Source organism: Catellatospora sp. NPDC049133 (assembly GCF_040648455.1).
GTDB classification, from domain to species: domain Bacteria; phylum Actinomycetota; class Actinomycetes; order Mycobacteriales; family Micromonosporaceae; genus Catellatospora; species Catellatospora aurea.
In genome coordinates this window covers 8,473-25,598 of sequence record NZ_JBEZDT010000054.1, presented here as the reverse complement: position 1 = coordinate 25,598, position 17,126 = coordinate 8,473, and the positions used below count along the sequence as shown (strand labels likewise).

General features: G+C 71.0%; 9 protein-coding genes. 4 read left to right on the top strand and 5 right to left on the bottom strand.

The features are described 5' to 3' along the window. Positions 1–333: 333 nt before the first annotated feature. Both AB0B35_RS38820 and AB0B35_RS38815 read right to left on the bottom strand, forming a co-directional pair. The gene (locus AB0B35_RS38820; protein WP_361055942.1) at positions 334–1,839 is read right to left on the bottom strand and encodes an endo-1,4-beta-xylanase; all 1,506 of its coding nucleotides are present in this window, start codon (positions 1,837–1,839) and stop codon (positions 334–336) included. Positions 1,840–2,177: 338 nt separating this feature from the next. Then, positions 2,178–3,119: a PaaX family transcriptional regulator C-terminal domain-containing protein gene (locus tag AB0B35_RS38815; RefSeq protein ID WP_361055939.1), complete on the bottom strand. Its 942-nt coding sequence runs from the start codon at positions 3,117–3,119 to the stop codon at positions 2,178–2,180. A 256-nt stretch (positions 3,120–3,375) separates the two neighbouring features. Here AB0B35_RS38815 and AB0B35_RS38810 point away from each other — a divergent pair, with 256 nt between their 5' ends. Continuing rightward, positions 3,376–4,692 carry a cellulose binding domain-containing protein gene (locus AB0B35_RS38810; RefSeq protein ID WP_361055936.1) on the top strand — a complete coding sequence of 439 codons (1,317 nt, stop codon included), beginning with the start codon at positions 3,376–3,378 and terminating at the stop codon, positions 4,690–4,692. An 83-nt stretch (positions 4,693–4,775) separates the two neighbouring features. Here AB0B35_RS38810 and AB0B35_RS38805 read toward each other — a convergent pair whose 3' ends face one another. Together AB0B35_RS38805 and AB0B35_RS38800 are read right to left on the bottom strand one after the other, a co-directional pair. After that, positions 4,776–7,472 carry a ricin-type beta-trefoil lectin domain protein gene (locus AB0B35_RS38805; protein ID WP_361055933.1) on the bottom strand — a complete coding sequence of 899 codons (2,697 nt, stop codon included), beginning with the start codon at positions 7,470–7,472 and terminating at the stop codon, positions 4,776–4,778. Positions 7,473–7,916: 444 nt separating this feature from the next. Further along, positions 7,917–9,272, bottom strand: a complete 1,356-nt coding sequence (locus tag AB0B35_RS38800) for a ricin-type beta-trefoil lectin domain protein (protein ID WP_361055930.1) — start codon at positions 9,270–9,272, stop codon at positions 7,917–7,919. A 493-nt stretch (positions 9,273–9,765) separates the two neighbouring features. On the opposite strand from AB0B35_RS38800, the gene AB0B35_RS38795 reads away from it, so the two are divergent. After that, positions 9,766–10,860: an RICIN domain-containing protein gene (locus AB0B35_RS38795; RefSeq protein ID WP_361055927.1), complete on the top strand. Its 1,095-nt coding sequence runs from the start codon at positions 9,766–9,768 to the stop codon at positions 10,858–10,860. A gap of 59 nt (positions 10,861–10,919) precedes the next feature. Here the strand turns inward: AB0B35_RS38795 and AB0B35_RS38790 are convergent, their stop codons facing one another. Continuing rightward, a complete protein-coding gene (locus AB0B35_RS38790; RefSeq protein WP_361055925.1) occupies positions 10,920–14,846 on the bottom strand; it encodes a carboxypeptidase regulatory-like domain-containing protein in 3,927 nt (1,308 codons plus the stop codon). A 283-nt stretch (positions 14,847–15,129) separates the two neighbouring features. Between AB0B35_RS38790 and AB0B35_RS38785 the strand changes: the two genes are divergently transcribed. Both AB0B35_RS38785 and AB0B35_RS38780 read left to right on the top strand, forming a co-directional pair. Next, positions 15,130–16,098 (top strand): helix-turn-helix domain-containing protein, encoded by a 969-nt coding sequence (locus AB0B35_RS38785; protein ID WP_361055922.1) that lies wholly within the window; start codon positions 15,130–15,132, stop codon positions 16,096–16,098. An 80-nt stretch (positions 16,099–16,178) separates the two neighbouring features. Further along, positions 16,179–17,021: a fructosamine kinase family protein gene (locus AB0B35_RS38780; RefSeq protein ID WP_361055919.1), complete on the top strand. Its 843-nt coding sequence runs from the start codon at positions 16,179–16,181 to the stop codon at positions 17,019–17,021. The last annotated feature ends 105 nt before the right edge of the window (positions 17,022–17,126 follow it).

The window sequence follows — 17,126 nt, the reverse complement described above, 5'->3', positions numbered from 1 at the left end:
CGGGCTCTTGGGTGCGAGGGGCGCGGACCGCGGCGGCCTGGCTCCAGCACCGCGGTCCGCTGGCGGTTTGGGCCCCGCCGTATGTCCATCATACGTCATATGTCAATGCATTGATGTCGACGTGCTCGCCTGGAGACAGCATCCTGTCAGGTACGATCGCGGACTGGCACGTGATCTCACCGATGAGGCCTCGGGGAACATCTGTCACTTATGGTGCGTTGATCTTCTTTTCGTCATACGTCATATGCTGCGGTGGCGGCCGGGGGCGACATGCGCCCCCGGCCGCCGGCGGTCACCACACGGCCGCCCTGGCCACGCGATCGTGGCGCCGGTTCACTGGGAAACGAGGCTGAACCGCTGGTTGGCCTGGCCGTTGCAGTCGTAGAGCTGGATCCGGGCGCCGTTGGCGGTGCTCCAGACGTCCAGGCACCGACCCGACTGGACACCCGTGATGGTGCCGTTGGAGTTGAGGTTCCACTGCTGGTTGGCCTGACCGTTGCAGCTGTAGATCTGGATCTCCGCACCGTTGCCGGAACCGGCCGCGTCCAGGCACCTGTTGCCGTACACGGTCAGCTGCTTGCCGGAGGTGTAGGTCCACTGCTGGTTGGACTGGTTGTGGCAGTCGTACAGCTGCACCCGGGTGCCGTTGGTCTGCGACGCGTTGGGCACGTCGACGCACCGGCCCGACTGCGCGCCCACGATCCGGCCGACACCGCCGCCCGTCGGAGGCGTCGGGGAGGCGCTCGGGGCAGGCGAGGACGGCGGCGGCGAGGCGGGCGTCGACTGCGACGGCTGCGGCGTGGCGGCGTTGAGGGCGTTGAGCACCGAGGTGTACGCCGGCTTCGTACCGCCACCGCTGTTGAACAGCAGCGGGCTCTCGTTGGAGCGCCACGAGTCGCTGTCGCGCACGCCCCACACGGTGATGCCGATGCAGCGCGGCACGTTCATGCACGCCTGGGTCAGGCCGCCGTACTGCGAGGTGGAGGCGTTGGTGACGTCGACCTCGGTGAGGGCCACGTCCACGCCGAGGGCGGCGAAGCTGGACAGGGTGGTCTGGAAGTTTCCGGGCAGCGAGCTGCCGCCGGTGAAGTGGGTCTGCAGGCCGACGCAGTCGATGGGCACGCCGCGGGACTTGAAGTCCCGGATCATGTTGTACACACCCTGGGTCTTGCCGTAGCTCCAGTTCTCGATGTTGTAGTCGTTGTAGCAGAGTTTGGTCGACGGGTCGGCGTTGCGGGCGGTGCGGAAGGCGACCTCGATCCAGTCGTTGCCGGTGCCCTGCAGGTTGGACGAGCGGCGGCTGCCGTCCTCGTTGAACGCCTCGTTGACGACGTCCCAGGCGGCGAGTTTGCCCTTGTAGTGGGCCATGACGCCGTTGATGTGGTCGATCATCGCCTGGCGCAGGTTGCTGCCGGACAGGCTCTGCATCCAGCCGGGCTGCTGGGCGTGCCAGGCCAGGGTGTGGCCGCGGACCTTGAGGCCGCGCTGGGTCGCCCAGTTGTAGATCTGGTCGCCGGAGCTGAAGTTGAACTGCCCGCGGTTGGGCTGGGTGGCGTCGGGCTTCATCTCGTTCTCGGCGGTGATCATGTTGAACTCGCGCCCGGCGATCGTGGTGTACGTCGAGTCGCCGAGCCTGCTGGCGGCGATGGCGGTGCCGAAGTACCGGCCCGACTGCGCCGCGGCGGCGCCGAGGGTGCTGGCCGCGGCGCTCGCGTTCGGGATGACGAGCACGACGGTGAGCAGGGCGAGGGCACCGGCGGCCGCGGTCAGCGCGGCGGCGCGGATGGGCGATCGCCGCTGTGGGTTCCTGCCATGATGCGCGGTGGGAAGCGCAGTCACCATGGTCTCCTTTCGTGGTCGGCGCACACGTCGTCTCGGGCGATCGGTTGCGGCGCCGGGGAATCGGGCATCGATACCGGGGCATGTTGCCACGCTTGAATGCCCGCCGCAACGGAAACTTTTCGATAACTTCCGGAAGATGACCAATGACCAATGTCGGCTGAGCCTTGCCCGATGCTAGGTCGACATCCACTCACGAGAGCTATTTCAGCAGTCCAGATAGCCCAGCGCGTGATCATCACTGATGCCTTAGGAGCACCGTCCGCGCGGTGCGAAAGTTCGAAGCACAGTGGATCACGGCGACGGTTCCGAAACTTCCGGACGACCTTCGGAACAGCTCAGGCGGCGGCCATCACCGCGACGGTGTGAGCTCGGATGCCGGCGGCGGGCTCACCGGAGGACCGGCCGACCACGTCCAGCACGTGCCGCTGAGCCTGCTCGGCCAGCCCGTCGTAGATCTCGACGAACACCTCGCGGGCCTGCGTGCGGGGCCATCCCGCGGGCAGTAGTTCCAGCGGCAGCTGCGGGTCGAGCAGCGGGATGTGCCGGTAGGCGTCCATGATCTCGGTGCGGGCCCGGACCGCCGCGGCCCCCGCGATCCGTCCGGCGCGGACGCGCCGCAACAGCGGTCGCCACTGCCGGTCGAAGGCCGCGTAGTGCTCGGTGATCGCCGCGATGTCCCACGCCTCGATCGGGTTGCGGTCCGCGCTGGCGGCCAGGTCGACGTGCGCCGCCCGGAACACCGTCATCGCGCCGGGCGTGACCTCGGCCAGCCGCCCGGCGACGGTGGGATTCCACGGATCCGGCGAGACCCACAGGCCGTCGTACAGCGGCGCGAACCCCAGCCAGCGCAGCTGGCCGCGCAATGATCGCCGCTGCGTGCCGTGCTCCTGCGGCAGCGAGAAGGCCACCAGCGTCCAGGTGCCGTCCCAGGTGCGGGCCTGCTCGGCGAACCGGGCGATCCAGGCTCCCCCGGCCGACAGCTCGTCGGCGGCGTCGCTGGTCAGCCGGTAGAAGCTGCGCCGGCCGTCCCGGCTGCTCTCCAGCACGCCCCGGCGGGCCAGCCGACTGATCGCGGTCCGGGCCGCGCCGCTGGTGATCCCGAACTCGCCGAGCAGGGTGGTGACCGCGGCCGACGGCAGCCAGGCCCGCGTGGGCAGCGTGTAGTCGGCGACCAGTGTCGTGGCCAGGCCCTGCGGCGAGTTGCCCGCCTGGCGTCGGGGCAGTCGCGAGCCGCCGTCCACATCGGGGTAGATCTCTTCGATCTCGAACAGTTTCACCACGACTCCGGCTGGGACGGCCACGCCCCGCGGCACGGGGTCCCGCCCATCGTAGGTGCGACCCGTCAGCGGCCACGCGACGCCGGAGCAGCCGGGAACCATTCGAGCCGTTCGATTGACACTTTCCTGTCCGACCGGCATCCTTCATGACACACGTCGTCGAAGGAGCCCGACCACGTAGTGAACGAAGTCCGGCACACCGGCAGGGGCAGGCCAGGGCAAGCCGACCCGCAACTGTTGTCATCGAGGAAGTGCCATGACACGAACGAACAGCTCAAGCCGACACCGGTGGGTGCTGAGCAGCCTGCTGACCCTGGCGCTGACCGGCGCCGTCCTGCTGGTGCCGCGCCTGGCCGAGGCCGGGCCGACCGCCGGCTGCGGCAGAACCCCGACGCTGACCAGCGGGACTCGCTCGATCCAGAGCGGCGGCCAGAACCGCACGTACATCCTGAGCATTCCGAGCACCTACAACAACACCCGACCGTACCGGCTGATCTTCGGCCTGCACTGGCTCAACGGCACCGCCAATGACGTCGCCACCGGCGGATCGGACGGGGCGGCCTGGGCGTTCTACGGGCAGAAGCAGCTGTCCAACGACGGCACGATCTTCGTCGCGCCGCAGGGCATCAGCAACGGCTGGGCCAACACCAACGGCCGGGACGTCACCCTGATCGACGACCTGGTCAGCCTGGTGCAGGGCGACCTGTGCGTGGACACGGCCCAGGTCTACGCCATGGGCTGGAGCTACGGCGGCGCGATGAGCTACGCGCTGGCATGCGCCCGGCCTTCGGTGTTCCGGGCGGTCGTGGTCTACTCCGGCGCCAACCTCAGCGGCTGCGGCGGGGGCACCCAGCCGGTCGCCTACTTCGGCATCCACGGCACCCACGACAGCGTGCTCAACATCTCCAGCGGACGCTCGATCCGCGACACCTTCGTCCGCAACAACGGTTGCACCGCGCAGAGCCCGCGCGAACCGGCGCAGGGCAGCCTGACGCACATCACCACGCTCTACTCGGGGTGCCGGTCCGGTTATCCGGTCCAGTGGGCCGCCTTCGACGGCGACCACGCCCCGCACCCGGTGGACGGGTCGACGGCCACCAGCGGCACCCGCACCTGGACCTCGGCGGCGGTCAACACGTTCCTCGCCCAGTTCGCCGGCACGCCCTCCCCCAGCGCCTCCCCGTCGGCCAGCCCGTCGCCGAGCGCTTCCGCCTCCCCGAGCCCCGGCCCGAGCAGCCCCGCGCCCAGCAGCCCGGCACCGTCCTCGCCCGCCCCCGGCGGCGCGTGCAGCGCGAGCTACCGGACCGTCAACCCCTGGCCCGGCGGCTTCCAGGGCGAGGTGACGGTCACCGCCGGCAGCGCCCCGCTCACGGGGTGGTCGGTCGGCTGGACGCTCAGCAGCGGCCAGTCCATCACCCAGCTGTGGAGCGGCACGCTGTCCACCAGCGGCCAGTCCGTGACGGTGCGCAACGTCTCCTACAACGGGTCGCTGTCGGCCGGCGGGTCGACAACGTTCGGCTTCCTCGCCGGCGGCACTCCGTCGACGCCGACGCTGACCTGCTCGGCTGCCTGATGCACCGTCCGCGGAAGGTCCGTCCGCATTGACGCGGGTCGTCGACCCGGCCTCACCGATCGCGAGGCCGGGTCGACGAGTCGTCAGCTGCGCAGGCTCCATTGCTGGTTCGCGCCGCTGTTGCAGGACCACAGGACGATCTTCGTGCCGTTGGCGGTCCCCGCGCCGGTGGCGTCCACGCAGAGCCCGGACTGCACGCTGGAGATGGTGCCGTTGGAGTTGACGTTCCACTGCTGGTTGGTGCCGCCGTGACAGTCCCAGATCACCACCGCGGTGCCGTTGGTCGTGCCGGCCCCGGACGCGTCCAGGCACTTGTTGCCGTACAGGGTCAGCTGCTTGCCGCTGGTGTAGGTCCACCGCTGGTTGGCGCCGCCGTGGCAGTCCCACAGCTGCAGCTGGGTGCCGTTGGCGGTGGCACTGTTGGGCGCGTCGACGCAGCGGCCGGACTGCCCGCCCACGAGCTGGACGTTCTGCTGACCACCGCCGCCGCTGCCGTCCCGCCGGACGATCGACTTCGACTCCACCGAGCGCACGCCCTGCGCGTCCACCACGTACAGCCGGTACTCGCCCGCCGCGCTGGGAACGGCGATCGAGGTGGCGGTGCCGTCGGCGCGGGTCATCGTCGCCCCGGCGGTGAAGCTGGTCGTGCCGTACGGCGCGAGCCACACGGACTTGGTCGAGTCGCCGGTGCCGCGGATCGGGATCGACGTGCCGCTGCTGCCCACGTAGGTGCTCGCCGGCAGCACGTAGTCGGGCAGCACGAGGTTGGCCTGCGGAATGATGCCCCGGTAGGCGTCCTCCAGCCCGGAGTTCACGGCGATGCCGTACGCCGCCGCGGGCCAGACGTAGTCGGACGAGACGAGGATGTCGTGGACCGTGCTGTTGGGCAGGACCTTGTTCGACACCTTGTTGATGGGGCCGTATGTCTGCGTGATGCTCAGGTCGTGCTTGCGGCCCCAGTCGTCGGAGTTGACGAGCCAGGTGACGTTCTTGTCGACGCTGAGCACGTTGTCGCGGAACGTCATGTACGCCGAGCCCTCGTCAGGGTGCAGGCCGTACTTGTGCCCGGACGGAACGCCCTGCAGGTAGTTGTTGGTGATGGTGGTGCCGGGCTGGCTGCCCAGGGTGTAGATGGGCGCGGTGTCGCTGAGGCGCTGCACCGTGTCGATGAAGTGGTTGTAGCTGATGGTGTTGTTCTTCGCGGTCGTCGTCGGCCGGTTGGGCGCGATCGAGCCGGCCGAGCCGTCGAAGTTCCACCAGCCCCAGCCCATCGTGATGCCCGACCACGGCGCCTTCTCGATGCGGTTGCGCTGCACGGTCAGGGTGTCGACGAAGTAGGCCGTGATGGGGCTGTGCCCGTTGAACAGCACGGCGCTGTCGTACAGGTAGTTGTTCTTGATGTCGATGGTCTTCGGCAGGCCCTCGACCGCGACCGGGTACTTCTCGCGGTTGCTCGACGTGTGGTCGCCGATGTACACGTGCTGGGGGTGGCCCACGCTGATCGCCGACCCGGCGATGTCGTTGGTGAAGTTGCCGATCAGCTGCGAGTTCTGCACGTCGTTGACCATGCCGACACCGTCGGCCCCGGCGTGCTGGATCCGGTTGCGCTGCAGCAGGATGCCGTCGGCGTTCTGGATGTCGATCATGGTCGGGGTGACGTCGACGTTGCGGTAGTAGTAGACGTGGAAGTTCTGCTTCGCGTACGCGGTCGCGCCGAGGTTGCCCTGCTGCGCCTGCTTGTAGGGCGAGCCGGCCACGGTGAACAGGTTCCAGTCCGAATGCTGCGCGGTGAGCCCGGACAGCGTGATGTTGCGGGCGTGGCTGCTCGTGGAGGTGCCGGCGATGCGCAGCAGCGTGGTCACATTGTTGGGCGCGAAGACCGCGGCGGTCGCCATGTTCTCCGAGCTCGCCTTGTAGTAGTACAGGGTCTGGGTGGACTTGTTGAAGTAGAACTCGCCCGGGGTGTCCAGGAACTCGTAGGCGTTCATGACCTTGTGGGTGCCGCCGACCTGGGCGTTGCCGTTGAACGCGCCCTGGGCGATGGCCGCGCCCGGCTGTTGGAACAGCGCGATGCGCCCGGAGCCGTCGCTGGTCACCTGGCGCACACCGACGATGGCCGTGGTCCAGGTGGTGCCGGTCTCGATCTCGATGTCGTCGTGGTTGGCGCTGATGGCGGGAAAGTCCGACGCGCTGTACCGGGCCCCGTCACACTGCGAACCCGACTCCCACGCCCACGCCGCCTGACCGGCCGTGATGTTGTACGTCCCGTAGCAGCCCGCCGACGAGATGGTCTTGGACGCCATGTACGCGCGCTTGTCGTTGACATACAGCGCGCGCAGCTTGTTGGAGCGGCTGAGGGGGGCCTTCCAGATGTTCCCGCTGTGCTGGGTCCACCCCGTCACCTGCACGCCGCCGTCGAGGATCGGCGTCTCGTTGTTGTAGGCGGAGTAGAAGACGCGGTAGCCGTTGGTGCCCGAGTCGCTCGCGCCCAACTCGATGGTGCTGGTCACCGGGTACGTGCCGCCGCGGAGGTACACGTAGATGTCGCCGGTCATGTTCGTGTTGATGGTGCGGACGAGGTCCCGGGCGCGCTGCACGGTCTTGAGCGGCGAGCCGATGGTGCCCGGGTTGCCGTCGTTGCCGTTGGGGGCGACGTAGTACGTCGCCTGGGTCGCGGCCGCGGCCGGCGCCTGGGCGGCGACGGTGGCCGCCACCGAGGCGGACACGAGGACCGCGACCGCCACCAGCGATCTTCCCACGGTCGATAGCGCTGACTTCACGTCTCTTCCTTTCGACTGCCGCAGCTCGGCGGTGTCCGCCGCTGCGTCCGGAGTGCGATGGTCTGCCGTTTCCGCGGCACCACCGCCTGCCGGGCCAGCACTCTCGCGCCGTCGAAGCGGTGGTGCCGGCCTCCTGCTGTGGTGTCCCGCCGCGGTGGTCCGGCAGCCGCAGGCCCGGCCGCCGGAGCGAGCGCGGCCTTCCCTGCCGCGCAGCCGCCGTGAATGGTGCGAGCCGCTGCCCGAAAGGCCGCTTGTCCTCCTTGGAGCACCGCAACAGTAGCGACGTATGACGTCACACGTCAACGGCTTGTGTCTATTCCATTTCGGCCAGGTTCCGTGTGCGGACCACGCTTTTCATCGAGTGGGCGCGGGCCGGGCGACGACGGCTCCCGCGCCTGTCGTGGCCGCCGGGCCGGCACGATGCGACCGGCCCGGCGTTCCCGGTCAGTTCCGGGTGCTCCACTGCTGGTTGGCGCCGCCGTGGCAGCTCCACAGCTGGATCCTGGAGCCGTTGGCGGTAGCGGCGCCCGACACGTCGACGCACAGCCCCGACTGGACACCGGTCAGGGTGCCGTTGGCGTTGAGGTTCCACTGCTGGTTGGCCTGGCCGTTGCAGTCCCAGATGATCACGGCGGTGCCGTTGGCGGTTCCACCGCCGTTGGCGTCCAGGCACTTGTTGCCGTACACCGTGAGCTGCCGGTTCGACGTGTAGGTCCAGCGCTGGTTGGTCCCGCCGTGGCAGTCCCACAGCTGGAGCTGGGTGCCGTTGGCCGTGGACGAGTTGGGCACGTCGACGCAGCGGCCCGACTGCTGGCCCACCAGCAGCACGTTCGACTGGCCGGGGGCCGGGCTGCTCGGCGGCGGGGAGCTCGGCGGCGTGCCGGAGCCGAACTGGGCGATGAACCGCCAGGCCTCGGCCTTGGTCCAGGTCCGGGCCCCGTCCTCGCAGCCGGAGCAGCCCTCGACCGGCGCGGGCCCGTGGCCGCCGTCGAAGGCGGCCCACTGCACGGGGTAGCCCGCGCGGCAGGAGTAGGTGGTCGTGATGTGCCTGCCGCTGCCCGCGGCCGGTTCCGAGGCGTTCTGCTGGGCGCAGCCGTTGTTGCGCAGGAAGGTGTCGCGCAGCGAGCGGCCCTGCGAGATGTTGAGCACGTTGTCGGAGATGCCGTGGATGCCGAAGTAGGCGATCGGCTGGCTGCCGCCGCTGCAGCCGGACAGCTGCGCGCCCGCGTACACCACCACGGCGCGGAACACGGTCGCCCGCGCGCAGGCGATGGCGTAGCTCATGCCGCCGCCGTAGCTGAAGCCCATGGCGAACCGCTGCGTGGTGTCGACGCACAGGTCGTTCTCGATCATGCGGATCATGTCGTCGGTGAAGGTGACGTCCGCGCCGCCGGAGTTGGCCCAGCCGTTGCCGAGTCCCTGCGGGGCGACCAGGATCGCGCTGTTGTCGGACTGCTGCTGCATGCCGTAGAAGGACCACGTGCTCCCGCTGCTGCCGCCCGAGGAGACGTCGTTCATGGTGCCGCCGCGCCAGTGATAGGCGAAGATGAGCCGGTAGGGGCGGGTGTTGCTGTAGCCGTCGGGGACGCGCAGGTTGAAGCTGCGGTTCTGGCCGCTGCTCTGGATCGTGTACGTGCCGGTGCGCAGGGTCGGGCTCTTGCCGCAGCCGGCGGTCGTGGCGGCGTACGCCGCCGGGCCGGTCAGTGCGGTGGCCGTCAGGGCCCCCGCGACGACGACGGCGGCCGCGCCGAGCGCGGCGAGCCACCGTTGCCGTGCGGGTCGGTGCTGGATGGATTCCACGGTGCTGTCTCCTTTGCTTGGGAGCGGGGACTGCACTGGCGACGGCCGCCTGCGGCTGGGGCACGGGACAGCACAGCCCGACCGCCGCACCCGGGCGGGCGGGCGGTTGATCTGGCGGGATGGAGCCGGACCTGGGCGATGTGGTCCGCGGCGCGGCTGCCGGTCCAGGCGTCGCCGCACCACGCGGTGGGCTGAGCGGCGGTCGGCTCGCTGCCCCAGGCCGACTGTCCCCGTGGGACAGCGCCACCGTAGCGACGTAACACGTCACATGTCAACGACTGCCGTCGATCCCGTGGTCCGGGAAAACTCGCACCCTTGACGCCTCGAATGTTATCGGTCACATTGGACCGAACACATCACATGTCATCCATGTTATTAGGCCGAAGACGACAGGTAACGACTGCCTCCCAGCCGAAACCGTTTCGATGTGAGCGGTCACCGCTGCCCTGGTCAGTGGCCGCATGCCGAGACGACCTGAGTGAAGGGATCGACCATGGCCAAGTACGCGCGCCTGCTCGCCACTGCGGCGGCCACGCTGGCGCTGACCGTCGCGGTGATGCAGAACGGCGTGGCCCACGCCGAGTCCAACGGCGGGGTGCGGGTCATGCCGCTGGGCGACTCGATAACCGAGGGTACCCAGGTGCCCGGCGGTTACCGGATCGGGCTCTGGCAGCGGACGGCCGCCGGCGGATACCGCGTCGACCTGGTCGGCACGCAGTTCAACGGCCCTTCCTCCCTCGGCGACCATGACCATCAGGGCCACCCCGGCTGGCGGATCGACCAGATCGACGCCAACATCACCGGCTGGCTCCAGAACACGACCCCGCGCACGGTGCTGCTGCACATCGGCACCAACGACGTGCTGCAGAACTACAACCTGTCCGGCGCCCCGGGCCGGCTGTCCGGCCTGCTCGACCGCATCACCGCCGCGGTGCCCTCGGCGGACGTGTTCGTCGCGACCATCATCCCGCTGAGCAACTCCGGTCAGGAGAACGCGGCGCGCACCTTCAATTCGGCCATCCCCGGCATCGTGCAGAGCAAGGTCAACGCGGGCCGGCGCGTCCACCTCGTCGACATGCACAGCGCGCTCACCACCGCCGACCTCATCGACGGCATCCACCCGACCGCGGCCGGCTACGACAAGATGGCCGCCACCTGGTACGCCGCCCTGCGCTCGGTGCCGGGCAGCATCGGCTCCAGCACCACCCCAGCATCGTCCACGCTGGTCAGCGCGGCCTCCGGGCGCTGCCTCGACGTGCCCGGCAGCAACACCGCCAACGGCGTCCAGCCGATCATCTGGAGCTGCGGCGGCGGGTCGAACCAGCAGTGGACCGTCAGCGGGCAGGCCCTCCAGTCGCTGGGCAAGTGCCTGGACGCGCCCACGGGAGCGGCGCCGGGCACGAAGGTCCAGCTGTGGGACTGCCACGGCGGCACCAACCAGCGGTGGAATCTCAACAGCAACGGCACCGTCAGCAACGTCGCTTCCGGACTCTGCCTGGACGTCTCCGGCAACGGCACCGCCAACGGCACCCCGGTGATCCTCTGGTCCTGCACCGCCGCCGCCAACCAGCGGTGGACCCGCGGCTGAGTACCCGCGCGAGCCCGCCCGGTGGACAGGTCCACCGGGCGGGCTCCGCTGATCGCCGGTCAGCGGAGTGTCATCACCACCGCGAGCGGTTCGGTCCGGTACGGGGTGTCCGTCTCGAACGCCAGCTGCGCCGTGTACACGCCGTGCCCGGCCACCGCCGGGGCCGACGCCGTGACGGTCACCGTGACGGTGCGGCCCGCCGGGATGGTGATCTCGGTGCGCCTGGCCGACAGCCACGACACGTCGGCGCCGCGGACGCAGGACTCCGCGCCGGGCAGTTGCTGCGCGGCCCCGGTCAGGGCGTCCCGGCTGATCTGGCCGCCGACCTGGTAGGTGCCGCACGCCGCCCCGCCGCCGAGCACGGCCCGGTTGGCGTTGGGCAGCTTCGACCACACCGCCGTCGCCGGGTCGAACTCCATCACCTGGTTGGTGATGCTGCTCGCGGTGACGCCGCCGATGACGCGCAGCCGGCCGCCGACGGTGGCGTAGGCCATGCCGTACAGCGGGTTCAGCCCGGTGGTCGGCACCCAGGTGTCGGACTCGGCGAAGTAGCGGAAGGCGTCGCCGGTGGAGTCCTTCAGGTACGGGAACTGTCCGCCCACGCAGATCAGCCCGTTGCCGGCCGCGCCGCAGGCGTGGTCTGCCACGCCGAGCGGGTAGTCGGCCAGCCGGGTCCACCGGTTCGTGTCCGGGTCGTAGCGGTAGGTCCGGTGCGACGGGGTGTCGCACGTGTAGGTCGGGCATCCGGCGACCGCGTACAGCTTGCCGTCGACCGTGGTGGTGGCCGCGTCGGCCACCGCGGCGGGCAGATCGGCCCGGCGGGACCAGCGGTCGGTCATCGGATCGTAGGCATAGGTGGTGGCGAGGGGTTCGCCGGTCAGGTCCCAGCCGCCGACGACGTACAGCTTGCCGTCGACGAAAGCGCCGCCCGCTCCCATCAGCGGCTGCGGCAGAGCGGCGATCGGCTTCCAGACGCGCGCCTGCGGATCGTAGACGAACCCTTCGGCCATCATGCGGCCGTACGTGTTGCCGCCGACCGAGTAGACGGTGCCATCGTTGTCGGCGACCGTGTTCTCGACCAGCGGTTCCGGCAGCTCGGGCAGCTCCACCCAGGCGGTGCCGTCCGCGGCCGACTGCCCGGGCCGCGACGTCGCCGCACTGCGCACGAAGTCGCGGGACCTGGTTCCGTCCGACACGGGGACCTTGACCAGCGGCGTCTCGGGCCCGGCGGCGCGGTGTCCGCCGGCCTGCGGGGTGTAGCCGCGATCCTGCTCGACGAGCCCGACCCGCAGCGGCCGGTCACCGGTGTTGGTGAGCCGGACCTCGCTGGTGACGGTGCGGCCGGGCCGCACGGACACCGGCAGGCTGGACCGGCTCACGGCCAGCTGCCCGGCCCGCAGGCTCCAGTCGCGGCGCACGACGCGGTCCCCGACGGCGCGCACCGTCGCCGTGGCGTCGCCGTAGCGCAGGCCGGTCGCGGTCACCGGAACCGCTCCCCCGCCGGCGACGAAGACCTGGTAGAACCCGGCGCCGTCGGTGGTCGCCGCCGGTCCGGTGCCCGCCGACACCTTCGCGCCGCTGAGCACGCGGCCGGTGTTGGCGTCGCGGACCTGTCCGGCGATGAACCCGCCGGGCACGGCCGCGCACGCGCGCGTGCCGACGAAGACGTTGTCCACCTGCCACCAGTTGGCGAGGCTCCCCTGGTAGCGGAACCGGACCAGGACCCCGGACCGTCCCGCGGCCTGCGGGATCGCGATCTCGACGTGTCCGGAGACGCTGACGTCGGAGAAGTGGCGCACGACGCTCCAGCCCGCGCCGCCGTCCAGGCTGAGTTCGAGGTCGGCGGACTGGACACCGAAGTTGGTGGCCGAGTAGTCGCTGTCGAACCCGATCACCGGGGCGGACACCCCGGTCAGGTCGGCCGGCGGGCTGACCAGGGCCGAGTTGATGTCACCGGACTGGGACCAGGTGTCGACGGTGGCGAACCCGCCGTCGCCGCCGGTCAGGTTGCCCTTGAACGCGGGGTCGTCGAACCGCCACGTCTGCCCGGAGCCGGTCTCGTCGGTGACCTGCCAGCCGTCCTTCGGCTGCCCGGACCAGCCGGTGAAATCGGTGGCGACGCCCTGGTGGCGCCAGGCGTATCCGGTGGCGTTGCAGGTGGTGTCGTCGGCGGTGAGCACGAGGTCGCGCCGAACCGTGCCGGTCTCGCCGGGTTTCGCGGCGTCGATCGTGGCGGTGGCCGTGCCGGGAACGTAGCCGGGCAGGTCGACCGGGGTCGCGCGCACGGTGTAGGTGCCGCCGACCGGCAGATCGACCTGGTAGCGGCCGGTGTACGGGTCGGTGCGGACCGTCTCGGCGCGGCCGTCGACGGTGATCTTCGCGTAGAGCGGCCAGCCGTGGCCGGAGCCGTCGGTGACGGTGCCGGTCAGCGTCCGGGTCGGGATCGCGGTCAGGGTCAGATCGCGCACGACCCGGGCTCCACTGCCGACCATCGCCTTGGCCACCGGCGCGGAGCGGTAGCCGGCGGCGGCGGCCGTGACGTCGTAGCCGCCGACCGGCACGGGCAGGCGGTAGCGGCCCTGGGCGTCGGTCGTGGCGTGGAAGGTCGCCCCGGTGCTGTCGGTGGCGGTGACGGTCACGCCCGAGAGCGCGCCGTGCTTCTTGCCGTGGGTGTTCCGCCCGGCGGTGACGGTGCCGGTCAGCTGCCCGCTCGCGCCGAGGGTCAGCGCCGAGACCCCGGCCGGGGTGCCCAGGCCGGTCGGGCCGTCCCACCCCGCTCCGGCGGCGCAGAGCAGGTTGCCGCAGTAGCCGTTGACGCCGGTGGTGACGTCGGTCAGGCCCGCAGCCCGGTCCTTGCGGTACGGGTAGGTGACCGGGTAGGTGCCCGGCAGCGGGTCGCCGGCCAGGGCGTACATCCCGGCGAGCAGCGGCGCGGCCAGCGAGGTGCCGCCCCACTGCGCCCAGCCGTCCTGGCCGAGGGTGTTGTAGACGGCCAGGCCGGATTCCGGCGCCGCGGTGGCGGAGACGTCGGCGGTGGCGCGCTTGTCGCCGCACCGGGTGTCGATGCCGGCCTGGTAGTCGGGGCGGGCCTCGTAGCTGGAGCAGCCGCTGCCCGCGTGCTCCCAGGCGGTCTCGGACCAGCCGCGCGGGGAGGAGTCGCGGGTCAGCAGGGTGCCGCCGACCGCGGTGACGTCCGGGTGGGTGGCCGGGAAACTCTGCAGGTTGCCGATGTCGCCGCTGGCGACCGTGATGGCGATGCCGGGGTGGTCGTAGTGGGCGTGGTAGAGGTGCTGGTAGTGGGCTTCACCGGGGACGCCGTACGAGTTGGAGATGGCGACCGCGCCGAGCCGGGCCGCGGTGTCGACGGCGCGGCCCAGGTTGCCCATGGCGTTGTTGTCGGCCTGGACCAGCAGGATCCGGCACTTCGGGCAGGCCGCGGAGACGGCGTCGAGGTCCAGCGCGGCCTCGATCGACCAGCCCGGCTCCTCCAGGGGGTAGTTCGTGCCGCCGGACTGGTCGACCTTGCGGAAGCAGCCGTTGGCGGTGGTGCAGGGCGGCAGTCCGTAGTGGGCGCGGAACACCGCCAGGTCGGCTTCGGCGGCGTCATAGCCGAACGCGCCGACGATCGCGACCGTCTGGCCTTCGCCGCCGTCGGGCAGCCGGTACGCGGACCGGATGTCGGCCGGGCCCAGCGCGCCGGCCGGCGGCCCGGAGGCCTTCTGCTGCCGCCCGTCGCCGGCGGTAGGCAGGCCGAGCGCGTAGCAGCGGGCCAGCGGACCGTCCGCGGTGGACGTCGTCGCCTCGGCCGTGTTGCAGCCCGCTGGGCGGTACTGCGGCGCCACCCGGTTCGGCGCGGCCTGCTCCGCCGGTACGGCGGCCTGGGCCGGGACGCCCGCGAGCGCGCCGGTGGCGAGCAACGACAGCACGACGAGCGCGATCCGCGCACCTGGGTGACGCCCGCGGGCCCCTGTCGAGGGCACGACCATGTGGAACTCCTAACCGTCCGAACGGGAGCGGCGCATGGTTGTCGCGGCCGCCACGGGCCCGCCGTCAGCCGCACGTGCCTTTCGGCCACGGCGTCGGCGCGAGATGACGGCGATCTTGGCATGGGCCGGCGGGCGTGGACAATGTGTCGCGGCGTTCATGTTCAGGACAGCTGGCGGGTTCCGGACGGTGGTCTCCGGCTGGTTCACGCGCCGGAAACAGTCATGGCGGATCTTGGTTCGTCGTGCCGCGCAGGCATTTCACCGGGGCCGGAGGAGGCACGGAATGTGGCATGTGGTGGGTGTGTCCGGGCCCGAGGAGCACGTCTACGAGGCGCTCACCCTGCGCCGCCAGGCGACCCTGAGCGAACTGCTCGGCGACGTGACGCTCTCCCGGGCGCAGCTGACCCGTTCGCTGGGCCGCCTGGTCGAACACGGCCTCGCCGACCGGCTGCCCGGCCGGCCCGCGCGGTACGCCGCGACGCCGCCCGACCAGGCCGCCGCGTCCCTGATCGCCGAGCAGGAGCGCCACCTGTCGCGGCTGCGCACGCACGCCGACCAGTTGGCCGAGCAGTTCCGCCGGCGGGACGCGACCGAACGGCATCCCGGTGAACTCGTCGAGGTGGTCGAGGGCGCCGCGAACCTGAGGGCCACCCTGGTGCGCCTGCAGCGGGAGGCCCGGGTGCAGATCAGAGGGATGGACCGGCCGCCGTACCTCGACAATCCGGTGAGCGGCAATGCCGAGGAGACCCATCAGCTCGCCGACCGCGGCCTGAGCTACCGGGTCATCTACGACCGCTCGGCGCTGACGATCCCGGGCCGGATGGCGGAGGTCTGGCGGGGCATCCAGCACGGCGAGCGGGCCAGGGTCGCCACCGAGGTGCCGATGAAGATGCTCATCTGCGACGACCGGTTCGCGGTCATCCCGGTGATGACCGGCGGGAGGATGACCGAGGCGGCTTACCTGGTGTATCCGTCGACGCTGCTGGACGCGTTCATCGCGCTGTTCGAGACGTTGTGGGAGCGCTCGGTCGCGGTCAACCGGCCCGGCGAGGAGCTGCCGGACGGGTTGTCGGACCGCAGCGCCGAACTGCTCGGGCTGCTGGCCGGCGGCGCCACCGACGAGGCGATCGCGCGCACCCTGGGCTGGAGTGTGCGCACGGTGCACCGGCACGTGCACCGGATCATGGAATTGGTCGGCGCCGAGACCCGGTTCCAGGCCGGCATGGAAGCGGTCCGCCGCGGCTGGCTCTGAGCCCGATGACATCACCTCTGACCAGGATGAAAGCTCCGACCGGGTCGGCACTGCTACTGGAGGCCCTGCTCCGTAGCGGCTTGAACGACGTCGTCACCGTCGAGCCGACCACGGGCGGGCTCGCGGCGCTCGCCGGGATAGCCGCCCGCCGCGACGCGCCGCCGGTGTTCGTCAAGGCCCTCGCCGAGCCGCCGTCCGACGACGTCTTCCTCGCAGAGGCCGATGGGCTGGCCGCCCTGCGTGAGATCGGCGGCGCGCCGACCCCCGACGTGCTGCTGGCGAACCGGGACCTGCTGGTGCTGTCGGTGCTTGCGCCCAGACCGCACAGCGAGACCTTCTGGGAGCAGCTCGCACACCTGCTCGCCCGCCTGCACACGAGCACCGTCCACCCGCGTTTCGGCTGGCACCGCGACAACTGGCTGGGCCGACGCCGCCAGGTCAACACCTGGCACGACGACGGCTTCGCCTTCTTCGCACAGCACCGGCTGCTCCGCTGGCTCGACCAGCCCCGGGTCGAGGCCGCGCTCGACCGGGCGGACCGCTCGGCGCTGGAACGGCTGTGCCACCGGCTGCCCGAGCTGCTGCCGGACCGCCCGGCCTGCCTGACGCACGGCGACCTGTGGGCGCAGAACATCATGGCCACCGCGGACGGCCGGCCGGCGCTGATCGATCCGGCGGTGTCCTACATGTGGGCCGAGGTCGACCTGGCCCACGTGTGGACGACGTCGCCGCCGCCCGAAGCCTCCCGCTTCTTCGCGACCTACGCGGAGCTGACCTCCTTGGACAGCGACTGGCGCAGCCGTATGCCGATCATCCAGCTCCGGCAGCACCTCGCCGTGCTGGCCCAGTTCGACGACGATTGGGGCGCCGGCGACCTCATCCGCGCCACCCTGGCCCCCTTCCGTCGCCGACCGGGCCCCTGAACCTGGTTCGCCGCGGCGCGGGGCAGGTCCCGTCGGACCACACGAACGGGGCGACCACGGTGTCGCCGGGCTTGACGCCGGTGTCGTCCGCGCCCGCCGACTCGA

Excerpts from the sequence above, each read along its gene's own strand:
- AB0B35_RS38810 (WP_361055936.1), top strand. The coding sequence starts at position 3,376 with ATGACACGAACGAACAGCTCAAGCCGACACCGGTGGGTGCTGAGCAGC.
- AB0B35_RS38795 (WP_361055927.1), top strand. The coding sequence starts at position 9,766 with ATGGCCAAGTACGCGCGCCTGCTCGCCACTGCGGCGGCCACGCTGGCG.
- AB0B35_RS38790 (WP_361055925.1), bottom strand. The coding sequence starts at position 14,846 with ATGGTCGTGCCCTCGACAGGGGCCCGCGGGCGTCACCCAGGTGCGCGG.
- AB0B35_RS38785 (WP_361055922.1), top strand. The coding sequence starts at position 15,130 with ATGTGGCATGTGGTGGGTGTGTCCGGGCCCGAGGAGCACGTCTACGAG.